This is a genomic window from Thiolinea disciformis DSM 14473, from assembly GCF_000371925.1.
GTDB lineage: Bacteria > Pseudomonadota > Gammaproteobacteria > Thiotrichales > Thiotrichaceae > Thiolinea > Thiolinea disciformis.
On record NZ_AQVE01000009.1, the window covers coordinates 38,441 to 60,327 of the forward strand.

Genomic DNA, 21,887 nt, shown 5'->3' on the forward strand with positions numbered 1-21,887 from the left:
GGATTAACATTGCAGGACTTTAATTTTTTAAATGAGTAATCACGTTGATGATACTCACTAATCCTCGCCAAAAAGCAGTATAGGGGGTTAAGGCGGAGCACGTAAACTACCTCAATACTTTGCACTTGAGCACAGTCTCATTTTATTGCACCATGATCACGACTTCATACAACTCAGCACAATCAATAAACAACTTAAATACCAACACTTGTTTAGCACCCACTCGATATCGGTTTTTTAAACCCAAGGAGTTCGCCCATGCCCCAAGCTCACTACCAAGATTTAGGTGATGGTATTTATTGCATTGACACCGCCTTATGCCGTGATGATTTTGCGGCTTGTTATTTGATTGTGGAAGGCGATACAGCGGCTTTTGTGGATAGTGGGACTTATCACAGCGTACCCTTGATTATGCAAGCGTTGGCAGACGTGGGTTTAAAGCCAGAAAATGTTCAATATGTAATTCCGACCCATGTGCATCTTGATCATGCGGGTGGTGCGGGTGAATTGATGCGTTTGTGCCCGAAAGCGACCATGATTGCGCATCCGAGGGGCGCAACGCACATGATAGACCCTGCCAAACTGATCGCGGGAGCAAGTGCTGTTTATGGCGCAGAAGTCTTTGCTCGCGATTACGGAACCTTAACACCAGTACCCAAAGAACGCCTGATTAGCGCAGAAGATGGTTTTCAGTTCAATCTCAATGGCCGCCAACTAGGTTTCTATGACACCCCCGGCCATGCTAATCATCACGGTAGCATCTTCGACGAACGTACTCGCTCATGGTTCACGGGTGACACCTTTGGCATATCCTACCGCGAATTCGACACCGAGCAAGGCGCTTGGTTATTCGCCACCACTACCCCTGTGGCTTTCGACCCTGAAAGTTGGAAAAAAACCTTGCTCAAATACGAAAGCAAAAACCCCAACGCCATGTTACTGACGCATTATAGCCGTGTGACCGAATTAGATCGCCTCTTCCCCTTATTACGCAAAAGCTTGCAAGACATGGTGGATATTGCCTTGAGTGAAGAACAGCAACCCGAAGGCCGCTTAGCCCGCATTCAAGAAAAAGTTGCAAAAAATCTGGTTGCCAGCGCACAAGCACATGGTGTCCGTTTCAGCGCAGCAAAAATTCGTGAGTTATTAGCGCTCGACATTGATTTGAATGGTCAAGGTTTAGCGATTTGGCTGCAACGCCGCGCCAAAGCTGCCTAAATGGAGTGGAGTGTTCAAGCGTGGTTGCTGACCTTTATCGCGGTTACGATTGTAGGGATTTCTAAAGGCGGCTTTGGTGGTGGGTTTGGCATGTTAGCCGTACCCATCATGGCACTTGCCATGCCACCGATGGTGGCTGCTGCCATTTTATTGCCTGTACTGTGCGCCATGGATTTGATGGCGATGCGTGCTTATTGGCGGCGTTGGTCATTGGAACATATTAAAATCACCGTCCCTGCTGCACTGATTGGTACCGTCGTAGGCGCCTTCACCTTCCAATATCTAAATGCTGATCATATTCGCTTTGTCATTGGACTCATCTCAACCGGTTTTGCCTTAAATAATTGGTTCAAACCGGCACAACGTTGGATGAAAAACAAGCCAAGTCCGAATGCAGGGAGGTTTTGGGCGTTTATTGCTGGTTTGACGAGCTTTGTTTCTCACACAGGCGGCCCCCCATTGAGCGTTTATCTGCTGCCGCAACAGTTAGCGAAAACTACCCTACAGGCAACCACAGTACTGTTTTTCACCATCGTCAATTACTTCAAACTTATTCCTTATGCGATACTAGGCCAACTTAACTTCAGTAATTTTAAAATCTCGCTGATGCTGTTGCCATTGGCGGCTCTTGCCATTGGGGTGGGGGTGTATTTGCATAAGCGCGTCTCGGACAAATTGTTTTACCAGATTACTTATCTAGTGTTATTTTTGACTGGTTTGAAGTTGCTCTATGACGGTTGGCGAGGGTTTTAGGAGGGTTTATGCGTTTAGGAACTTGTCGTTATCAGAACCAACCGTATGTGTTTATTGAGCAAGACGACCACTTAATTTTACCTGCGCTCGAACCTGCTTTCGCACAAGCGGGTTGGCACGATTTACAAAGCCTGATTGAACACAAGGCCGATTTTAATGCAGCTTTAAGTCAAGCCACAACCAATATGCGAGTGGCCGCAAAAGATGTGCAATGGCTTGCCCCGATTCCTCGCCCACGCAAAAATATTATGTGCATGGGCTTAAATTATTTCGAACATATTGAAGAAGCTTTAAATTTGACAGGCAAAACCGCCAAAAAGCCAACTTATCCGATTGTATTTACCAAATCAGTCACCAGCGTCATTGGGCATGAAACGGATATTCCGTATGACCCTGATACTTGTTCACAATTAGACTGGGAGTCCGAATTAGGGGTCATTATTGGCAAAACAGGGCGAAAAATTAGCCCCGAGAATGCACTGGATTATGTGTTCGGCTATACCGTCATTAATGATATTAGTGCGCGCGATATTCAGCTTAATCATAAGCAATATTTCCTCGGTAAAAGTCTTGATGGTGCTTGCCCTATTGGCCCCGTGATTGTTACCAAAGATGAAATCAGCGACCCACAGCAACTCACTATTGCTTGCCGCGTGAATGGCGTGACGAAGCAAGCTTCCAATACTCGCTTTATGTTATTCACTATTGCGGAAATCATTGCCACACTATCACGCGCCATGCCTTTAGAAGCTGGTGATATTATTGCCACCGGAACTCCGAGCGGTGTCGGTTTTGCGCGTAATCCACCGGAATATTTGCAGATCGGCGATGTGGTCGAGTGTGAAGTAGAAAAGATCGGCGTGTTGCGCAATCGGGTTAGTGCTTAAACTAAGCCAGACGATCCAAAGCACGATAAGACAGCGCTTCTGTTAAATGGCGCGTTTGAATCGCATCACTCTCTGCCAAATCAGCAATGGTACGCGACACTTTCAAAATGCGGTGATAGGCACGTGCAGAAAGCTTAAACTGTTCCATGGCATGGCTTAATAAATGTTGATCTTTAGGGGCAAGCGTACAATAACGATCGACCTCCCCTCCACTCAGCGCATGATTAGTTTTTTGCTGGCGCTCATATTGACGCTCGCGTGCTTGGAGTACTCGTGTACGCACCACTGCACTAGACTCCCCTGTTTTTAACGACTGTAGATCCTCCTGTTTCACGCGTGGCACATCAACTTGTAAATCAATTCGATCCAAAAAAGGTGCAGAAATGCGTGCACGATGGCGTTTTTGCTGCTCTGGCGTACATTCGCAATGGGCTTGAAAATCACAAGCACGCCCCTGCGGACAAGGATTCATGGCCGCTACTAACTGAAACTGAGCCGGATAAGTTGCTTGGCGTGCCGCACGCGATAAGGTAATGCGGCCAGTTTCTAAAGGCTCACGCAAAACATCCAAGACCTTACGATCAAACTCTGTCAGCTCATCCAGAAATAACACACCATGATGAGCTAAAGAAATTTCGCCCGGCTTTACACTTGATCCACCACCCACCAAGGCTACACCAGAGGAAGTATGATGCGGCTCGCGCACAGGACGCCTACCCCAATCATTTGCATCAAAACCCAAATGACTAATCGAAGCAAGTGTGGCAGCCTCTAAGGCCTCTTGTTCACTTAAGTCGGGCAAAATAGTAGCCAGTCGACTGGCTAACATCGTTTTACCCGTGCCGGGCGGCCCCACCATTAAGAGATTGTGACCACCTGCCGCAGCAATTTCCAACGCACGTCGTGCTGGAAACTGACCTTTTACCTCACTTAAATCCATCGAGTAACTGGTTTTGTGGCGCTCTATAGCTTGTTGCCAACGCACTAAGCGCTTGACCCCTTGCAAATGTTCGACAACTTTTGCTAAATCTTGAGCGGGAAAAACGTCTAATCCCTGTATAATGCCTGCTTCGGGAGCATTATCGGCTGGTAAAATCAATTTGCGCCCACTCACTCGTGCTTTAATTGCGGTTGGTAGCACACCACGCACCGCACGCAATTGCCCGCCCAAGGATAATTCACCAATAAACTCATAATCCTGAAAAGTATCTGCTGGAATCTGCTCACTAGCCGCTAAAATGCCCAAGGCGATCGGCAAATCAAAACGACCACCATCTTTGGGAATATCCGCAGGCGCTAAATTCACCGTAATCCGCTTAATCGGAAAGCTAAAACCTGAATTAATAATGGCTGCACGCACCCGATCACGGCTCTCGCGCACCGCCATTTCTGCCAATCCCACGATTGAAAAGCTGGGCAAACCATTGGCAAGATGAACTTCGGTACTGACTAGAGGAGCATCCAAACCAGCATTCGTTCGGCTATACACAATGGCTAAATTCATGGCAATGTCAGTTATTATTATAAATGCTGCTATTTTGCCAACGTTCATTTTCCCATTTCAACCGTACACGACGGATGGGAAACACCTATCACCTAATCCTTGCCAATTAAACAGAGCCTTATTTTTTATTAATAGGCATTATGGCGTAATAGCTGTTATGAATACACAACACGCTTCTTCATCTATACTACTTTTCACAGGTAGTTTTATTAGTGGTGCAGCCTTAGGTTTAATCGCCATGTTGCAAGAAACCAAAGGTGCTGCATTAGTTAACAATTTGACTCAGACCGATGTCAATCATTTACTGCATTTGTTTATAACGCTACTCAGTCTAGGATTTAGCTTGGGCTTAGTGACCACTTTATTGGCGCGCGGTATTTCTCTCGTTTTTTCCGAATAACTCTGTTTTTAATAATCCTTGAGTGTTAACACTACAAGGATTAGATAAAAGAAAGCCCGCTCTAAAGCGGGCTTTTTATTAGGAGCCTTTAAGTCATTATTGGCGACAACCATCCCACCAGCATGGACGACTTTTAATAAAGTTTAATAAGGCTTGATGCTTAGGAGCTTGGCTCGTTGGCTGGCTCACATACTCTTTACTCCCCCAAGCGCCATAACGGCGATAAGTGCGGGGTGAAGTATAGTGCATAAATAAAGTGGTATTACCGTCTTGCGCCCAACCATTTAAGAATCTAGTATAAAAGGTAGCCATTTGTGGATGACGATTAGCTTGATACAACAAGGGATTTGGCATTTGCATATCATCAGTCGTCTTAAAATCTACCAATCCTTGACCACCTTCATAGGCCATAAGGGGTAGATTATATTTTGCTGCTACCACACCTTGTTTATGCACAAACTCTAAAACATTATTAATGGAATAACGATACTGATCATCCGTTAATAATTTAAACGTTTGATCTAAGGTGCGTACTGTTTGAATCGATTGATGATCGCCAAAGAAATAAGGCCCAATCGCAAAAGCATCTGCATATTTATAAGCATCCTTATGACTTAAAATGGTTTCAGTCACTTGAGTATCAATAGTCCAGCCACTCAAAATACGCACTAGACGTTGGCTACCCCCAAACACATTCGCCCAAATCTTAAAGATTTCGACTGAACGTTCGGAATAAAAGCGATAACCTGCACGATTCTTATTGCTGTCCAAGCGACGCGCCATGCCCATGTCACGCACATAGTTACCTTGTAAGAAAATGAAGTTCCATGTTTCATTACTGTATTCAATGTGCGGCTTTAAATTCGGGCGCAAGCGTTGTTTGACCAACTGAGCAAACTGCGTCACATAGTTATTGTCTGCTGCATGAGGAATCGTGAACCAAGGATGCGCATTGACACGATTAGCTAATTCAATTTGAATTTCAATCGGTGCGCCACGGGTACCTTGCTTGCCCCCCCAAGTAGCATCAGTCATTTTATTACGCTGATTCCATGAAGAACGTGGGTCATTACTCACCCCGCTAAAATTCATGTAACGAATTGCTTTGAAATCCTTCATATAGTTTAAATAATCAGGATTAAAAATTTGCTGTGCGTAATTTTGCTCGAAGGACTGGTAATTGCCCGGACAGGCTCCGGCATTTGGTACGCGCTTGAAAGGATTATTAGCGCACATCCCATCAGGGGGTAAAATACGAATATTGCGTACATAGTTATTAGGGTTGGACTCTACAATGCGCAAAGTCGCGTCGAATTTATTATCACTGCCCGGTGTCAGGCTAATAATTTCACGCCCAGGCTCCATCGAGACCAATTTTGCATCACCACCGAATTGGATTTTGCCTTGACCATCGTATAACACAATGTACTGGCCACTTGGGATGGCTGCGCTGGGCAAATTACTTAAAAAACGTGTTCCCGCAATTTGACCGTTTAAACGCGCGGGCCAACCATCAGCATCCATTTGGACATTTTGTCCCGTAAGCCAAGGGCGCGCTTCTGCAAACGGTAAAGCAGCACGGAATAAGTCAATGAAAGGCACACTTGAATCGTCCTCAGTGACTTCATTGGTATTAGAACCCAGAGCTGAAGCTTGGTTATTAGCAGCTACCCACGGTGTTGCACCCAATAAGCAAGCAGCAACTAAGCCTAGGCTAAATTTGTTGAGAAACAATCGCATGTGTTCTTATTCCTTCATTTTAGAGTCATAATTAGTGACACTATTTTAATGTTAGGTTCACTTTCTATAAATCATTCCATCGACTAAACGTCATGTTTTCGAGCCAGCCCGTTTCATCCAAGCGCATCGATAGCTCATCGTCAAGCAATCTTGTTTACCTGTACTAGGTACAGGCATTACACTATGCGCCGCAAAACGTTTATTCTATCTTCACTCAAGATTTATTGGAGTTACACTGTGGCCATTGAGCAAACTATTTCTATTATTAAACCAGATGCTGTTGCAAAAAACGTGATTGGTCAAATTTATAGCCGCTTCGAACAAGCCGGTTTGAAGATTGTGGCGGCTAGAATGATACACCTGAGCAAGGAACAAGCAGAAGGTTTTTATGCTGTTCATAAAGAAAGACCTTTCTTTAACGATTTAGTTGCATTTATGACATCAGGCCCAGTCATGGTTCAAGTCTTAGAGGGTGAAAATGCTGTCGCTAAGAATCGCGAATTGATGGGTGCAACCAATCCTAAGAACGCTGACAAAGGTACCATTCGTGCGGATTTCGCTGATAGTATCGATGAAAATGCTGTTCATGGTTCTGACAGCCTAGAAAACGCTAAAATTGAGATCGCTTATTTCTTTAAAGATGGTCTTTGCCCACGTACACGTTGATTAGCGCTGCGCTAAGGTTATTTTGTGACAGATTTTGCTCGCACTAATTTGCTGAATTTTAGCCATGATGGACTAAAAGACTATTTCGCTAGCCTTGGCGAGAAACCCTTTCGTGCTACCCAAGTCTTGAAATGGATACACCAACAGGGTGTCGATAGCATCGAGCAGATGACAAATCTGAGCAAAACCATGCGTAACTACCTTCAAGAGCACGCTGAAATTCGTGCTCCTGAAGTGATGTCAGAACACCGCTCCATCGATGGCACCTGTAAGTGGTTGGTACGCTTAGAAAGCGGCAATGCCATCGAAATGGTCTTTATCCCAGAAGATGATCGGGGCACTTTGTGTATTTCCTCACAAGTGGGCTGTTCCTTAGATTGCACATTCTGTGCCACAGCGCGCCAAGGTTTTAACCGTAATCTGAGTGTTGCCGAAATTATTGGGCAATTATGGATTGCAAAACGCGCTTTACAGCCGGATGCTAAATCAGCGCGCGCTATCACCAATGTAGTCATGATGGGCATGGGTGAGCCACTATTGAATTTTGATAATGTGGTGGCCGCGATGCAACTGATGCTGGACGATAATGCTTATGGCTTAAGTCGGCGTCGCGTGACAGTCAGTACTTCAGGGGTTGTCCCAGCTCTAGATCGCTTAGGCGATGTGATTGATGTATCGCTGGCTGTCTCTTTACATGCACCTAATAATGAATTGCGTGATAAGCTGGTTCCGCTCAATCGCAAATACCCGATTGAAGTACTCTTACCAGCTTGCCAACGATTTTTAGATAAAAAAGACAATCAACGCAATCATATTACTTGGGAATATGTAATGCTTGATGGGGTAAACGATAGTGATCAGCACGCTCATGAGCTAGCTAAGCTATTGAAAGATATACCTTCTAAAATTAATCTGATACCTTTTAATCCGTTCCCAGATACGCGTTATAAGCGCTCTAGTAACAATCGGATTTATCGGTTTCGTGATATTTTAACAAACTACGGTTATACCATAACAACACGAAAAACGCGGGGCGATGATATTGAAGCGGCATGTGGGCAGTTAGCAGGCCAAGTGAATGATCGCAGTCGTAGAGAGATACATTTCGCCCGGCTTGAACAGGGGCTTTAATAATGAAAACAATAAAAGGCTTAGCCGCTTTGCTGCTATGTGTAGCTTTGAGCGGTTGCGAGACGACATCTAGCCAACCAAAAACGAGTGATGCAAAAACTGCCGATTATTACGCCGACTTAGGTATTGGGTATTTGCAGAAAGAACGACTTGATTTAGCCAATGAAAACTTACAAAAAGCCTTGGTTAAAAATCCACGTTCCTCTAAAGCGCATCATTATTATGCCCTGTTACAAGATCGTTTAGGCTATAATGAACAAGCAAGGGTACACTTTCGCAAAGCCTTAGAGCGCGATGGTCGTAATCCTGAATTATTAAATAATTATGGCTCGCATTTATGTAAAACGGGCGCTTATGCAGAAGCGGTTAAGGCATTTTCGGTGGCCTTCAGTAATCCTCTGTATCCTACCCCTGAATTTGCATATACCAATGCAGGCGTTTGTTTACAAAAACAAGGGGATTATGTGCAAGCCGAACACCATTATCGCCTTGCCTTAGAGCGCAACCCCAAATTTGCGTTAGCATTATATCGAATGGCCGAAATTGAGCACATGCGTGGCGAAAATGCCAAAGCACAAGCGTTCCTTTATCGGTATAATGAGCAAGGCTCAGACACACCCGAAACCTTGTGGTTGTGTACTAAGATAAACCGAGCCTTAAATGACACTGATCAAGCGGAGAAATGCGCAACAACCCTATTAGCGCGCTTCCCCAAAAGCAATGAAGCTGCTAGCTTAAATCAAGGTAGCTAGCTGTTATGATTCCATGGAGCTGGGCGTGACAGAAACTCAACCAATACAAGACACTGAACATCAAGCAACCCCACAAGCGCCTGCGCGTGATCCTTCTGTAATTCTGCCCGGGGATTTATCGCACAAGCTCAAAGCTATTCGTGATAAAGCGGATATGAATGTTGAACAAGCCGCTAGTGAAATGCGCTTGTCATCAGCCATTGTTAATGCTTTAGAAGCGGAAAACTTTAAAGACCTACCCGATCCGCCTTATGTACGTGGCTATTTGCGTAGCTACGCGCGCTTAGATGGCAGCGATCCTCAGGATTTAATTCGTACTTACGAAGTATTGCGTGTTGGTGCTGCGGAAGCAGGCAAGCCCATTAAATCTGCGATTCGCAACACACCTACTATCACCAATACCTCGTCCCTAGCTTCAAAAGACCCTAAACAACGTGATAAACGTGTTTATTTAGGCTCAGGCAATGGCTTGCGCTTATTTGGCTTGGTATTGGTCGTGGCTTTATTTGCCATGTTGTCTATGGTTCCTAGCGTTGCAGACTGGGTAAAAAATACTTGGGCAAGTTTTTCAGAAAAGGCCACACTCAAGCACCCAACAGCTTCTATGGCTAAGACGGACCTGCCCGCACCACTACCCAGCAGTAGTACGACATCCAATAGTTCATCTGCCGATACGGCTAGCAATACCAGTACAGCGGACAGCACTGTAAGCACTAATGCGTCGGACACTAATACATCGCCTGCTACTACTGATGCCACTACAACTGCCGCAACTCCTAGTACCACTCCGCCAACTGACAGCACAACAGCCTCGGGTAACACGGCGACGGCCACTACACCAGAGGCGACTAGCTTGGCGATGAAAGATACTGGCAAACCCTCGGTTGAAGCAGGTGCTTTATCAACTGACATTAAACCAGCCGATGTCAACACGCCAGCTACATCTGATACAAAACCAACAGAGCCTATTGCAATTAGCACACCGCCAAGCGATGCCACAGCAAGTACTACAACTGCACCCAGTACAACGACTACTACGGCTACCGCTACTCCCCCAGCGACAACAACACCTCCGGCTAGTGCTGCGACAGACACTGCTAGTACTAAAACACCTGCCCCTGCGACGCGCCAGCAACCCATTGATGGGCCGGTTGTCGTGCGGATGGAGTTTTTAAATGATGCTTGGTTACAAGTACGTGATGGTCGCAATAAAATTATTTTTGAAGCTTTGAATACCGCCAATACTTGGAAGGAATTTAAAACCGGCACGCCCCTAAGCTTTAAGATTGGTAATGCTGAAGGTGTACGAATTTACTTCAATGGTCAGGCCTATAATCTCGCTCCTCATATTAAAGGCAGTGTGGCTCGTTTTACGATTAATTAATTCAACTAATAAACAGCAGAGTAGCAAAGGGCTAATGCATGATTGAGTACAAAAGTGACGAAGAAAAAGCCGAAGATGTCAAAGCATGGTGGCGTGAATATGGCTCCTCCGTAATTGCCGCCATCATATTAGCGATTGTGGGTTTATTCGGCTGGGAGTATTGGCAGAAGCATCAGGTACAAACCACGGAAGCCGCTGCACTGGAATATCAAAAACTCCTTAAAACAACCGATAAAACCCAATCTGACAAACTAGTGTCAGAGTTGCAAGCTAGTTATGCGAAAACACCTTATGCAGCCTTGGCCTCCTTAGAAGCCGCGAAAGTTGCGGCGGAACAGGGTGATTTAGAGGCGGCTGCCAAAGCTTTGCGCTGGGTGATGGATAACGGTAAAGACCCCGATTTAAAGCTAGTGACTACCTTACGCTTAGCTCGGGTGTTACTGGATCAAAATAAGCAGGATGAAGCTTTAAAATTGGTGGATAGTGTTAGCTCAACGGCGTATGAGTCCCTTAAGCAAGAGCTAAAGGGTGATATTTTTGTTACCAAGAACCAGCTCAATGAAGCGCGTGAAGCTTATAAAAAAGCCATTGCTGCTAATCAAGCGGGCGGTAATGAACTGATTCAGCTAAAACTGGATAATTTAGGCCAAGGAGCTTAAGCATTTCCTGAGATACTGCTGCTCTAGCGGAGCGTTAATGCCAGCTTTATTCAATAAGTAAACTAGAGCAGGTCTGGAAACTGATCCACAAACGAGCAACTTATCTTAGACAATAGAGGATTTAGCGCGCCGTGAACCTACTGCGCCTACTTTGCAAGGCAATTATTCGGTTACACGGTAGCACCTGTGAATTTTAACCAAGTCATTTATACTTTTGGCAAAAGCGGCGTGCTAGCTGCCTACCAATTAGCATCATTATGAAACCAGTATTAGCCTTGATAGGCCGCCCCAATGTGGGCAAATCGACATTGTTTAATCGACTCACCCGCTCGCGCGATGCCTTAGTCGCAGACTTTCCCGGGCTTACGCGCGACCGCCAATACGGTACAGGCGAATTATTTGAGCGCGAATATTTAGTGGTCGATACGGGTGGCCTAAGCGAACAAAAAGAAGGTATTGACCAGCAAATGGCTAAGCAAACCTTAGCTGCCATTGACGAGGCTGACGGTTTATTATTCTTGGTCGATGGGCGTGAAGGCTTAAATGCTGGTGATGAAGCCATCGCTAAAGACTTGCGCCAAACGGGTAAGCCTGTCTTTTTATTAATCAATAAAATTGACGGCGTCGATGCGGATCAAGTCGCAGGCGAATTTTATGGCTTAGGTTTTACTGAAGTTCATAAAATCGCCGCTGCTCAAAATCGCGGTATTACGGCGATGATGGAAGCTGTACTGGAGCATTTTCCGACCGATGTACCGGAACCAGAAACTGAGCTTAGTGAAACGGATGAAACAGCCGAGCCAGAAGAAGATTCTCGGATTCGTATTGCTATAGTAGGTCGCCCGAATGTGGGAAAATCTACTTTAGTTAATCGTATTTTAGGCGAAGAACGTGTTATTGCCTTTGATGAACCAGGGACAACACGCGATAGTATTTTCATTCCTTTCGAACGTGAAGATGGCCGCCAATACACACTGATTGATACGGCAGGTGTACGGCGCCGTAGTCGTGTGAATGAAACGATTGAAAAATTTAGTGTTATTAAAACGCTGGAAGCTATTCGTGCCGCCCATGTTGTTGTGATGGTATTGGATGCCCACGATGTGATTGCGGATCAAGATGCCCACTTACTTGGCTTGATTTTAGACGAAGGTAAGGGCTTAGTCTTAGCCATCAATAAATGGGATGGCCTAGAAAATGATGAGCGCGATTATATTAAGCATCAACTTTCTCTAAAACTCACTTTTTTAGATTTTGCTGAACGCCATTTTATTTCTGCTTTACATGGCTCTGGTGTGGGTAATCTATACAAATCGATTCATGAAGCCTATGAGTCGTCTATGTTAAAAGTACCGACCTCACGTCTAACACGTATTATGGAAACAGCGGTTAGTATGCATCAACCGCCTATGTCCGCAGGTCGACGTATCAAATTACGTTTTGCGCATCAAGGTGGTAGCAATCCTTTTGTAGTGGTTATTCATGGTAACCAAACAGAAAAGATTCCGGTTGCCTATAAACGCTACTTAATTAACTATTTCCAGAAAACATTAAAAATTAAAGGTGCGCAGATTAAATTAGAATTTAAAACGGGTGATAATCCTTTTGAGGGTAAGCGTAATACCTTAACGCCGCGACAACAACATAAACGCAAACGCTTAATGAATTTCACCAAAAAGAAATAAAATTACTCTATCATATCGACTCGCTTAGTAGCAGTCGAAGCCAAGCAAACAACCACTTATTGTAGCAGTGGCGTCCAGAATATAACGTTAAACTAGGACTTGAGGGCTTCGTGGAATCGAATATTAATTTATTACAAGGTATTTTATTACTGCTGGTTATGTCAGTGACCGCAGTCATTCTGTTTCGCTCTTTTAAATTACCGCCTATTCTAGGTTATTTATTAGTGGGCGCTCTCACCAGTAGCAACGCATTGGGCTGGCTACCCGAAAATCACTCAATAGATTTTATGGCGGAAGTTGGCGTAGTTTTTCTTTTATTTGCTATTGGACTAGAATTCTCTTTTAAACAATTTCTTGCAATGCGTAATACTATTTTAGGATTAGGCAGCCTGCAAATGCTAGTGTCAACACTAACTGGCTTTTTATTATTAAAGTTCTTTAATATTAGTTGGCAAGGCGCAGTCATCGCAGCGGGTGCTATGGCGCTCTCATCCACTGCTATTGTTGTCAAACAATTAACTGATCAAGGCGAATTACAAGCTCGCCATGGCCAATTGGCCCTTGGTGTCCTCTTATTCCAAGATATTGCTGTCGTGCCCTTCTTAATCGCTATTCCTTTGCTCAGTGGAAATAGCGGGGAAGATATGAACCTATTAGTCATGTTGCTACAAGGCTTGGTCAGTATTCTTGGGCTCATGCTTACCGTCTGGCTATCGAATTACTTGTTGCGCCCCCTATTTAAATACATTGCTGAAACAGAATCGGTCGAACTTTTTAATATCACGGTTTTATTAGTCGCTTTAACCTCTGCTTGGATAACGGAAGCGCTTGGTCTATCGCTCGCCTTAGGGGCATTTGTTGCAGGGATGTTTTTAAGTGAAACTGAATATAAGCATCAAATTGAAAGTGAAATTCGTCCCTTTCGCGATATTTTGATGGGTCTATTTTTTATCATTGTTGGCTCTAAAATTGATTTAGCCGTCATTCCTCAATTATGGTGGCCTATTTTATTATTAGTTCTTAGCATGACTATTGTTAAAGCGACGTTAATTGCTGGCTTGACCCGTTTATTTACGGGTGAATTAGCTTCTTCAACCCGTACTGGCCTAGTGTTAGCGCAAGGCGGTGAATTTGGTTTTGCTTTATTAGCCTTGGCTTTAAGCAATCAATTACTGGATGAATCAGAAGTGCAAGCTGCTTTGGCCGCGGTTGTCATTAGCATGGCTTTAGCACCCTTTATTATTCGCTATAATGATAAACTGACTCGCAAATTAGTTGGTGCGCAATATTTAAAACAGCGTTATAAAGAAGCTCATACCTTCAGTCTCGAAGTTAAAGAAATCGAAAACCATGTGATTATCTGCGGCTACCGTCGAGTAGGACAAGTGCTAGCCCGCCTTTTACAAGAACAGAATATTCCCTATATCGGTTTAGAACTAGATCCTAGTATTGTGAGTGCAGCTTGGGATGCAGGCGATAAGGTTTATTATGCGGACGCAACACGCCCCGAAATTTTAATTGCCGCCGGTTTATATCGTGCACGTATGGTTGTTGTTACCGTCGTTGACCCTGAAATAGCAAAGCGTATTACCGAGGCTGCTCGTAAAAAACAAAAATCTGTACCCATCTTAGTTCGGATCCGTGAAGAACAAGCCATGCAGCCTTTAATGGATGCGGGAGCAACCGAAGTTTTACCAGAAGCGATTGCAGCTAGCGTCATGGTAACGCGCCGTGTCTTGGAAAGTCTTGATTTACCGAATAATGAAATCACAGAAGTGGTAGATCGTTTACGTGCTGATGGTTATCGTTCTTTAAAAAGCTTTTTCCATGGCCAAGAGTTTAATGCACCACGCCGCCGCACGGAGACCTTTTTACATACAGTGACCATCCAAGAAAAAGATAAGGCTGTTGGCTTAATGATTAGCGATCTTAGGCTTGAGGAGTTGAATATCCGTTTGAAATCTTTGCGCCGTGGCGACATTCGCGGCGATAACCCTGAACCCAATATGCTTATTAAAGCCGGTGATATCTTGGTCTTAGAACGCACCACCAACCAGTTTCAAGACATTGAAAAGCGCCTACACGGTGATGCAAAAGAAAAAGACAGTTCGGCTGAAAAAAGCGCTAAAATTCAGCCCTCACAAAGCTAGGCTCTATTGATCAGGACTTATGATGACCATACGTTACCACTACTTAATTTTATTTCTCTTCTCCTTAGCCATGATGGGTGCGGCACTCTATTTTCAACATATACAAGGCCTTGAACCCTGCCCCTTGTGTATTTTCCAACGCTTTGCTGTGATTGGCATTGGCTTGGTGGCATTGGCTGGCTTTATTCACAATCCTAGACTGATTGGGCAAAGAATTTATGGGGTTTTATTATTTTTGTCAGCATTATGGGGCGTAGTGGTGGCTGGCCGCCATGTCTGGTTGCAGCATTTACCCAAAGATCAAGTGCCTGCTTGTGGTCCTGGCTTAGATTATTGGTTAGAAACCCTACCGCTCAGCTCGGTCATTAACAATGTCTTTAAGGGTAGTGGTGAATGTGCCGAAGTAGATTGGCGCTTTATGGGCTTTAGTATGCCAGAGCTTACCTTACCATTGTTTATTTTATTAGCAACTTATGCAATTTGGCTATTTTTTAAGGCCAAAAATCTTTCTACTGATTAAATTTCATAGCATATAAGCCCTCTCTAGCACGGACATAAATTAGTAAATTCTATTAAACTTTCCATTTGTCCGTGCATCACTTACGCTCGTCTTGCTATTGACGAAGAATTTATCGTCTGTGGTATTCTTTTATGCAGGTTATGCGTTAGAGAAGAAAATTCCGCTTATTTTCGGTGTTTTAATATCAAGCAAACCTGCGGTTGGCTGACAAACTGTTAAACAGAAAATGGTGGAACAATGGGCATTCAGCGCCTAAGGTTAATGCAACTGGGCGAAATAAAATTTGTCTAAATTGCTGGCCATCGTTGTAACAAGATTTGTCACAGCCCCGGATGATTTTTCCGGCGTGGAGGCTGGCCTTCGGATAAGACCTTACAATATCAGATGGTATTTTGGACTGGATAACCGAAAAATCAAATTACAACAAATTTAGAGAGATTCACGACAAATTGTCCATACAAATGTGGTGCTAGTCGAACCGGCTTAGTGCTGCATGGGCTTAATATTAAAAGGTTACATGAAAATGAGTACACCAAATCGCGCCTTAGATCCCTCTTTATCAGAAACCGTTGAGCGCACGCTACAAGAATATTTAGACGCGCTTGGCGATCATGATGCCACTAATATCCATCGTTTAGTGATGGATGAAGTAGAAAAACCTATGCTGGATGTCATGATGAAATATACACATGGCAATCAATCTCGTGCTGCACAATGTATGGGCATTAACCGTGCTACTTTACGTACTAAGCTGAAGCGCCACAACCTCCTCTAATCCTAGTTTACTGACTGAACTAAGATTCCAACAAGACCCCCAAAACATCAAGCGCTGGGGGTTTTTCATGCTAGTCGCTAATCCATAACACCATAATGGGCGCGATAATCTGCAATGGCTTTGATAAGCTTCTGGTCGCTCTGTTGTGCATGAACATGCTGGATGACTTCATTTAAACGCACGATACTAATAACCGGAATACTTAAATTTTTCTCGACTTCTTGCACTGCCGATAAATCCCCTACCACGCCTTTTTCTTGGCGATCCAATGCTAAGGCAACACCGGCCACCTTGGCCCCTTGTTTAGTGACTAAAGCGGCTGCTTCACGCACAGCTGTCCCAGCCGTCATCACATCATCAATGATTAGGACTTTGCCTTGTAAAGCCGCCCCTACGATCACACCACCCTCACCATGATCTTTAGCCTCTTTGCGATTGAAGGCATAAGGATAATCGCGCCCATGTTGCTCAGCTAAGGCAATTGCTACCGTAGACACTAAAGGAATACCTTTATACGCAGGGCCAAATAGCATGTCGAACTGAACACCCGAATCAATAATGGCTTGCGCATAGAACCGCCCTAATTGACTCAAGGCACTGCCAGTTTGAAATAAGCCAGCATTGAAAAAATAAGGACTAACTCGCCCTGACTTTAAGGTGAACTCGCCAAAACGCAGCACATTAAGTTGAATAGCAAAATCAAGAAAAGCATGTTGATAGGGTTTCATACTTCATCGCCATAAAAATTCAAAAGTTTAAGCACACTCAATAGAGACTAGACATCAAAAGACATCAAGCAAACTCAGCCAATAACTCACCTAAGCGCACTGGTATATCCGGCGCACAGCCCTCAGACCATTGCAAGTTAGCTGACTCAAATAATAAAATGACCGTCGATCCCATATTAAAGCGCCCCATTTCTTGACCCTTCTCCAGTTTTATCTGATCATAAATGTCGCGCTTTATGGCATGACGATGGGGTGGCGTAATTAAACCAGCCCAGACCGTTTCAATCGCTGCCACATTCATAGCTCCCACTAATACCATCGCCATTTTGCCAAATGCGGTATCAAATAAAGCAACTACCCGTTCATTTCGTGCAAAAACACGTGGGATAGCACGTGCGGTAAAACCCGCGACGCTAAATAATCGCCCTGGAATATAAATTTGCTCGCATAACCGCCCATCGTAAGGCATATGAATACGGTGATAATCACGGGGTGATAAATAAATAGTAGCAAACTGCCCGTTTATAAAAGGGGCAGCCGTTTCGACCAGCCCCCCCAATAATTCTTGAACCGTATAGTCTTGCCCTTTGGCCTGAATAATACGTCCCTGCGTAATTGCTCCACATTGGCTTATCGCACCATCCACGGGGCTAGCTATGTATTTTTCACCCTGAACAATAGGCCGAAGTCCCTTTTTTAAAGGTCGCGTAAAAAAAACATTAAAAGTTTCATAAGCTTGCGGATCGGGCTGTTCAGCTTCGGACAAATTCACCTGAAACGCTTTAGCGAAATGCCGAATCACCACGGGTACCCACTTTTTCGAGCGTACACGCGTGAGTTTAAACACGATACGCGATAAGAAATGATGCGGTAACACATAAAAAGGTAAAGATTTCACATAGTCAGCAAAACTGGCACGATTAAGCATAAGCATTTAAAATGACAAGATAAATGAGGGATGATACGTTAATTAACGCTAAGAATTAATAGGAATTGCACTGTGGCCTCAAATCCGCTCGTACTTTCTAGTCAAGAATTGATTACTATTCAAGACTTTATCCGTTGGGGAGCCAGTCGGTTTCGCGAAGCGGAATTAAATTTTTCACATGGTATGGCCTCTGCACTGGATGAAGCTGCTTATTTAGTCTTGCACACGCTCCATTTGCCTGTCGACACACCCAGTTTATATTTTAATGCTCGCCTGACCAAATCAGAACAAAAGCAAGTAAGTGATGTTTTATGGCGGCGTGTTAATGAACGGAAACCGGCTGCTTATTTGACCAAAGAAGCGTGGTTTGCCGGACTACCCTTTTTTGTTGATGAGCGTGTATTAGTACCTCGCTCGCCGCTGGCTGAACTCATTGAAAAGCAGTTTTATCCATGGCTGGAACCGGAAAGTGTGCAAAACATCTTAGATCTATGTACGGGTAGCGGTTGCATTGGCATTGCTTGTGCCTATGCTTTTTCCGATGCAGAAGTAGATTTAAGCGATATTTCTGATCCTGCGTTACAAGTCGCCGCTATTAATATTGAGCGTCATAAATTAACCAAACATGTAAATATTATTCACTCCGACTTGTTCGAACAAATGCCAGCCAAACGTTATGATCTCATCATCAGCAACCCACCTTATGTAGATGCTGACGATATTGCTGCCATGGGCGATGAATTCCGCCACGAGCCACAACTGGGTTTAGCCGCTGGCAAAGATGGTTTAGACATTGTACGGCGCATTTTGGCACAGGCACGCCATTATTTAAACGATGATGGTATTTTGATTGTGGAAGTAGGCAATAGCCAATATGCTTTGCAACAAGCCTATCCCAATATTCCTTTCCACTGGTTAGAGTTTGAGCGCGGTGGTGATGGCGTCTTCCTCTTAACTGCTGACCAATTAGATCGCCATCAAGCGCAACTTAAGCTTAAGGCTTAAACAACACGAGCTTCTGGCATGGTTCGGTTAAGGCTGGGCCATGCATTCAAGACGGCATGAATCAGTGTCGCGAGGGGAATCGCAAAAAACACGCCCCAGAACCCCCACAATGCACCAAATACTAATACCGCACAGATAATTGCAACTGGGTGCAAATTTACCATTTCCGAAAACAATAGGGGCACCAGCAAATTACTGTCTAATATTTGCACTACCAAAAACCAAATCATCAACCAGACAAACTCAGAGTTAAAACCCCATTGGAAATAAGCTACTAAAGCAACTGGTACAGTAACAATCGCCGCTCCCACATAGGGAATAAGCGCGGACAAACCTACAACGAAAGAGAGCAAGAAGGCATATTGCAAACCAAACCACAAAAAGACGATAAAGGTGGAGAGCCACGTGACAAGAATCTCTACCAACTTACCCCGCATATAGCCTGCAATTTTAATATTGACGTCCACCCACACCTGCTTCACCAAAGCACGCTCATACGGTAAAAACCGTGTAAACCAAGCTTGGATTAAATATTTATCTTTGAGAAAGAAAAACACTAAAAGTGGCACAACCACCATATAAACAAGCACCGCCACAACATCAAAGACAGAAGCTATGGAAAAACTAAGCACCTGCTGTGAATACGAAGAAACTTGGGTACGGATAGTGCTTAAGATTTCCTCTACCATATTCTGTGATACTAAATTCGGATAATTCTCCGGCAATAGCATGACTACATTTTGCCCCACGGTGAGCATTTGTGGGACTGCAATGATAAATTGAGTCGTTTGCTTAACCAGCAACGGAATCATAAACAAAAGTGCTACCAGCAATACTAATAAAGTAGCACCAAATACTAAGGCAACCGCCGCTATACGCGGAAGTTTATAACGCTGTAACCACTCCACTGCACCATCCAAAATATAAGCAATGACTACAGCGGCCAAAATTGGCGTTAGGGTTTTACCAGCATAAATGATAACCACAAAACCAACCAGCAGTAGAAACGCTAGAATCGCCACTTGGGGGTTGGAGAAATGGCGATTATACCAATCACTAAGTACCTTAATCATTTGTGATGAGACCTTACAATGCCTTAGAAGTTCGCACAGGCATCTTTATATTGTTGGTAATGCTGTGAAAATAAAGCTTCTAGTGCATCAATAACATCCGATGCCGCTTGACCTTTAATGACATGCGCGGACATTAAATCAGAAGTGGGTTGGAGTAATTTATCAGCATTCAACATAGGATAAGTTTGGCGTAAGCGCTTAATCGCTTTGACCACACTTTCTTCAGCAGGACGTGGTAGATTTTCGGGCACTTGTAAAGTTGAGTCAGGGGTGACGGTCGCTGGAGAGGCTGCCAGAAACTCCGCGAAACGGATTAGAGTTTCTTGATCAGCCTGCCCCAACGAACGAAATAGTTGGCGTAGTTTCTTTTCTTGTTGATTGCCACTAGATACATTCATTACGCAGTTTCACTCATTAATCAGGCTTTTTTTATTCTAACGGAGTTCGCTGCACAAATAAAAATGAGCCTTATTATTTACTCTTCATTTTTTTTAACTTTTTGGCAGTAGCCCCTAGCAAACTCTAATAATTCTTCCATCGCGGGCACTTTAAATTTTTGGCGTTGACGGACGAAAGAAAAATCACGCGTTAAGGGTGGATCTAAAGGAATCGCTACTAAGCTGCCTAACTTTATTTCTTTACTAATGCTCACGCTGGATACAATAGACACACCCATACTGGCTTCAACTGCCCCTTTTACTGCTTCAGGACTACCTAATTCTAGACAGTTATTGACAGTATGCTTATCTGCTCCTTGTGCATAAAGATAATCCATGGTCACTTCACGTGTTCCAGAACCTTCTTCACGACAAATAAAAGGGTATTTGAGCAATTCGTTGACATTCACTTTAGCAAGTTTAGTCAACTCATGACCTGACGGTGCGATCACTACCAACTCATCCGTACGACATACTTCTACTAATAAGTTTTTATTAGTCACTGGCCCTTCAACAATACCTAAATCAATCACATTGTTCTCGACCATAGAGACAATGCCTTCAGTATTAGAAACGCGCAAGCGAAGCTTAACGTCCAGATTCTTAGTTTTGAAATCGCCCAACAATGCAGGCAGCATATACTCGGAAATTGTCGTACTGGCACCAATGGTCAAAGAACCACTAATGTCATCGGTCATTTCACGAATGGCATTTTCCATTTCGCCATAAAGGTCAAAAATACGTTCAGAGTATTCAAAAACAATCTGACCGGCCTCAGTTAACGAAACGCGATTGTGCGTTCGATCAAATAAACGGGTATCAAATTGGTCTTCGAGTTGCCGAATCTGGAATGTTACTGCTGGTTGCGTCATATGCAATACTTCCGCAGCCTTAGTAAAACTCAAAAGACGGGCCACTGCATGGAAGACCTGCAATCTTCTGTCTGACATGATGAAACTGTTCTCCTTGTTTGTGACACTGCTAAGCCAGGCAAGTGCGAGAGGGGGGTTATCTCACGAGTCCCTGAAACCATCCAATGGTCATCCATTTACCGGATAATAGCGCTTAATAGCATGATAGAAAATACCAGACAATAAATTCTGTCTATTATTCATCCTATTAACGCTAGTCATAGCATAGACCAGATCAATTAAAACGGGAGATAGAATGATGAACAAAATAGCATATCAGTAAGATAGAAGGTTACATACACGCATAATTCCACCTTCTAACTTGAGCATGGAATAAATTTTTTTATTTATTGTCATCCACTTTAACCGCATAGCACTGCGATTTTTTGGCATTTCCCGGAATGCGGGGATCATCATCATCCATCAAAATGCGGTGTGCAGGCCCTTCTAAGTCATCATATTGCCCACTACGTACGGTATAAAGAAAAGCTATCACAAGCACGATCATTACGCCGAGCGCAATCGGAATGAGCACATACAGAGCTTCCATTTACTTATAAGCCTCACTGAATAAACTGGCA

22 protein-coding genes are annotated in these 21,887 nt (G+C 44.0%); 14 read left to right on the forward strand and 8 right to left on the reverse strand.

Annotation, left to right across the window (positions count from 1 at the left end; all coding sequences use genetic code 11):
• Positions 1-258 precede the first annotated feature (258 nt).
• The 3 genes from A3IE_RS0108830 to A3IE_RS0108840 are packed head-to-tail and all read left to right on the forward strand — an operon-like array spanning position 259 to position 2,858.
• Entirely contained in the window at positions 259-1,218 is a 960-nt protein-coding gene (locus A3IE_RS0108830) for an MBL fold metallo-hydrolase (RefSeq protein WP_020395252.1), read from the forward strand.
• On the forward strand, positions 1,219-1,971 hold the full coding sequence (locus A3IE_RS0108835; protein ID WP_020395253.1) for a sulfite exporter TauE/SafE family protein: 753 nt from the start codon (positions 1,219-1,221) through the stop codon (positions 1,969-1,971).
• A gap of 8 nt (positions 1,972-1,979) precedes the next feature.
• Positions 1,980-2,858, forward strand: a complete 879-nt coding sequence (locus A3IE_RS0108840; protein ID WP_020395254.1) for a fumarylacetoacetate hydrolase family protein — start codon at positions 1,980-1,982, stop codon at positions 2,856-2,858.
• Between the two features lies 1 nt (position 2,859).
• Here the strand turns inward: A3IE_RS0108840 and A3IE_RS0108845 are convergent, their stop codons facing one another.
• Positions 2,860-4,362, reverse strand: a complete 1,503-nt coding sequence (locus A3IE_RS0108845; protein WP_020395255.1) for a YifB family Mg chelatase-like AAA ATPase — start codon at positions 4,360-4,362, stop codon at positions 2,860-2,862.
• A 157-nt stretch (positions 4,363-4,519) separates the two neighbouring features.
• Here A3IE_RS0108845 and A3IE_RS22830 point away from each other — a divergent pair, with 157 nt between their 5' ends.
• Positions 4,520-4,762 (forward strand): hypothetical protein, encoded by a 243-nt coding sequence (locus tag A3IE_RS22830; RefSeq protein WP_157832856.1) that lies wholly within the window; start codon positions 4,520-4,522, stop codon positions 4,760-4,762.
• A 96-nt stretch (positions 4,763-4,858) separates the two neighbouring features.
• Here the strand turns inward: A3IE_RS22830 and A3IE_RS0108855 are convergent, their stop codons facing one another.
• A complete protein-coding gene (locus A3IE_RS0108855; protein ID WP_020395257.1) occupies positions 4,859-6,502 on the reverse strand; it encodes a hypothetical protein in 1,644 nt (547 codons plus the stop codon).
• A gap of 237 nt (positions 6,503-6,739) precedes the next feature.
• Here A3IE_RS0108855 and ndk point away from each other — a divergent pair, with 237 nt between their 5' ends.
• The 9 genes from ndk (at position 6,740) to A3IE_RS0108900 (ending at position 16,224) form a co-directional block, all read left to right on the forward strand.
• Entirely contained in the window at positions 6,740-7,168 is a 429-nt protein-coding gene (gene ndk, locus A3IE_RS0108860; RefSeq protein WP_026154852.1) for a nucleoside-diphosphate kinase, read from the forward strand.
• Positions 7,169-7,192: 24 nt separating this feature from the next.
• On the forward strand, positions 7,193-8,299 hold the full coding sequence (gene rlmN / locus A3IE_RS0108865) for a dual-specificity RNA methyltransferase RlmN (protein WP_020395259.1): 1,107 nt from the start codon (positions 7,193-7,195) through the stop codon (positions 8,297-8,299).
• A gap of 2 nt (positions 8,300-8,301) precedes the next feature.
• Complete coding sequence (pilW, locus tag A3IE_RS0108870) at positions 8,302-9,051, forward strand: type IV pilus biogenesis/stability protein PilW (protein ID WP_020395260.1); 750 nt, start codon at positions 8,302-8,304, stop codon at positions 9,049-9,051.
• Positions 9,052-9,076: 25 nt separating this feature from the next.
• Complete coding sequence (locus tag A3IE_RS0108875) at positions 9,077-10,435, forward strand: RodZ domain-containing protein (protein ID WP_169333053.1); 1,359 nt, start codon at positions 9,077-9,079, stop codon at positions 10,433-10,435.
• A gap of 38 nt (positions 10,436-10,473) precedes the next feature.
• Positions 10,474-11,094: a YfgM family protein gene (locus A3IE_RS0108880; protein WP_020395262.1), complete on the forward strand. Its 621-nt coding sequence runs from the start codon at positions 10,474-10,476 to the stop codon at positions 11,092-11,094.
• A 257-nt stretch (positions 11,095-11,351) separates the two neighbouring features.
• Entirely contained in the window at positions 11,352-12,779 is a 1,428-nt protein-coding gene (gene der / locus A3IE_RS0108885; protein WP_020395263.1) for a ribosome biogenesis GTPase Der, read from the forward strand.
• A 110-nt stretch (positions 12,780-12,889) separates the two neighbouring features.
• Positions 12,890-14,929: a cation:proton antiporter domain-containing protein gene (locus A3IE_RS0108890; protein WP_020395264.1), complete on the forward strand. Its 2,040-nt coding sequence runs from the start codon at positions 12,890-12,892 to the stop codon at positions 14,927-14,929.
• A gap of 19 nt (positions 14,930-14,948) precedes the next feature.
• Positions 14,949-15,449, forward strand: coding sequence for a disulfide bond formation protein B (locus tag A3IE_RS0108895; protein ID WP_211206815.1), 501 nt, complete (start codon positions 14,949-14,951; stop codon positions 15,447-15,449).
• Between the two features lie 523 nt (positions 15,450-15,972).
• Positions 15,973-16,224, forward strand: coding sequence for a helix-turn-helix domain-containing protein (locus tag A3IE_RS0108900; protein WP_020395266.1), 252 nt, complete (start codon positions 15,973-15,975; stop codon positions 16,222-16,224).
• A 77-nt stretch (positions 16,225-16,301) separates the two neighbouring features.
• Here A3IE_RS0108900 and pyrE read toward each other — a convergent pair whose 3' ends face one another.
• Positions 16,302-16,952 (reverse strand): orotate phosphoribosyltransferase, encoded by a 651-nt coding sequence (pyrE, locus tag A3IE_RS0108905; protein WP_020395267.1) that lies wholly within the window; start codon positions 16,950-16,952, stop codon positions 16,302-16,304.
• A 64-nt stretch (positions 16,953-17,016) separates the two neighbouring features.
• On the reverse strand, positions 17,017-17,886 hold the full coding sequence (gene asd / locus A3IE_RS0108910; protein ID WP_211206816.1) for an archaetidylserine decarboxylase: 870 nt from the start codon (positions 17,884-17,886) through the stop codon (positions 17,017-17,019).
• A 66-nt stretch (positions 17,887-17,952) separates the two neighbouring features.
• Here asd and prmB point away from each other — a divergent pair, with 66 nt between their 5' ends.
• Positions 17,953-18,885 (forward strand): 50S ribosomal protein L3 N(5)-glutamine methyltransferase, encoded by a 933-nt coding sequence (gene prmB / locus A3IE_RS0108915; RefSeq protein ID WP_020395269.1) that lies wholly within the window; start codon positions 17,953-17,955, stop codon positions 18,883-18,885.
• Here prmB and A3IE_RS0108920 read toward each other — a convergent pair.
• The 4 genes from A3IE_RS0108920 to ccoS form a co-directional block, all read right to left on the reverse strand.
• Complete coding sequence (locus A3IE_RS0108920; RefSeq protein ID WP_020395270.1) at positions 18,882-19,958, reverse strand: AI-2E family transporter; 1,077 nt, start codon at positions 19,956-19,958, stop codon at positions 18,882-18,884. The genes prmB and A3IE_RS0108920 overlap by 4 nt on opposite strands.
• A 23-nt stretch (positions 19,959-19,981) precedes the next feature.
• Positions 19,982-20,356, reverse strand: a complete 375-nt coding sequence (locus A3IE_RS0108925; RefSeq protein WP_020395271.1) for a hypothetical protein — start codon at positions 20,354-20,356, stop codon at positions 19,982-19,984.
• A gap of 77 nt (positions 20,357-20,433) precedes the next feature.
• Positions 20,434-21,345, reverse strand: coding sequence for a LysR family transcriptional regulator (locus A3IE_RS0108930; protein ID WP_026154855.1), 912 nt, complete (start codon positions 21,343-21,345; stop codon positions 20,434-20,436).
• Positions 21,346-21,649: 304 nt separating this feature from the next.
• Positions 21,650-21,856: a cbb3-type cytochrome oxidase assembly protein CcoS gene (ccoS, locus tag A3IE_RS0108935; protein WP_020395273.1), complete on the reverse strand. Its 207-nt coding sequence runs from the start codon at positions 21,854-21,856 to the stop codon at positions 21,650-21,652.
• Between the last annotated feature and the right edge of the window lie 31 nt (positions 21,857-21,887).

Excerpts from the sequence above, each read along its gene's own strand:
- asd (WP_211206816.1), bottom strand. The coding sequence starts at position 17,886 with ATGCTTATGCTTAATCGTGCCAGTTTTGCTGACTATGTGAAATCTTTA.
- A3IE_RS0108845 (WP_020395255.1), bottom strand. The coding sequence starts at position 4,362 with ATGAATTTAGCCATTGTGTATAGCCGAACGAATGCTGGTTTGGATGCT.
- A3IE_RS0108900 (WP_020395266.1), top strand. The coding sequence starts at position 15,973 with ATGAGTACACCAAATCGCGCCTTAGATCCCTCTTTATCAGAAACCGTT.
- A3IE_RS0108835 (WP_020395253.1), top strand. The coding sequence starts at position 1,219 with ATGGAGTGGAGTGTTCAAGCGTGGTTGCTGACCTTTATCGCGGTTACG.
- A3IE_RS0108880 (WP_020395262.1), top strand. The coding sequence starts at position 10,474 with ATGATTGAGTACAAAAGTGACGAAGAAAAAGCCGAAGATGTCAAAGCA.
- A3IE_RS0108920 (WP_020395270.1), bottom strand. The coding sequence starts at position 19,958 with ATGATTAAGGTACTTAGTGATTGGTATAATCGCCATTTCTCCAACCCC.
- pilW (WP_020395260.1), top strand. The coding sequence starts at position 8,302 with ATGAAAACAATAAAAGGCTTAGCCGCTTTGCTGCTATGTGTAGCTTTG.
- A3IE_RS0108840 (WP_020395254.1), top strand. The coding sequence starts at position 1,980 with ATGCGTTTAGGAACTTGTCGTTATCAGAACCAACCGTATGTGTTTATT.
- A3IE_RS0108830 (WP_020395252.1), top strand. The coding sequence starts at position 259 with ATGCCCCAAGCTCACTACCAAGATTTAGGTGATGGTATTTATTGCATT.
- pyrE (WP_020395267.1), bottom strand. The coding sequence starts at position 16,952 with ATGAAACCCTATCAACATGCTTTTCTTGATTTTGCTATTCAACTTAAT.
- A3IE_RS0108925 (WP_020395271.1), bottom strand. The coding sequence starts at position 20,356 with ATGAATGTATCTAGTGGCAATCAACAAGAAAAGAAACTACGCCAACTA.
- A3IE_RS0108895 (WP_211206815.1), top strand. The coding sequence starts at position 14,949 with ATGATGACCATACGTTACCACTACTTAATTTTATTTCTCTTCTCCTTA.
- der (WP_020395263.1), top strand. The coding sequence starts at position 11,352 with ATGAAACCAGTATTAGCCTTGATAGGCCGCCCCAATGTGGGCAAATCG.
- A3IE_RS0108930 (WP_026154855.1), bottom strand. The coding sequence starts at position 21,345 with ATGTCAGACAGAAGATTGCAGGTCTTCCATGCAGTGGCCCGTCTTTTG.
- ccoS (WP_020395273.1), bottom strand. The coding sequence starts at position 21,856 with ATGGAAGCTCTGTATGTGCTCATTCCGATTGCGCTCGGCGTAATGATC.
- A3IE_RS22830 (WP_157832856.1), top strand. The coding sequence starts at position 4,520 with ATGAATACACAACACGCTTCTTCATCTATACTACTTTTCACAGGTAGT.
- A3IE_RS0108855 (WP_020395257.1), bottom strand. The coding sequence starts at position 6,502 with ATGCGATTGTTTCTCAACAAATTTAGCCTAGGCTTAGTTGCTGCTTGC.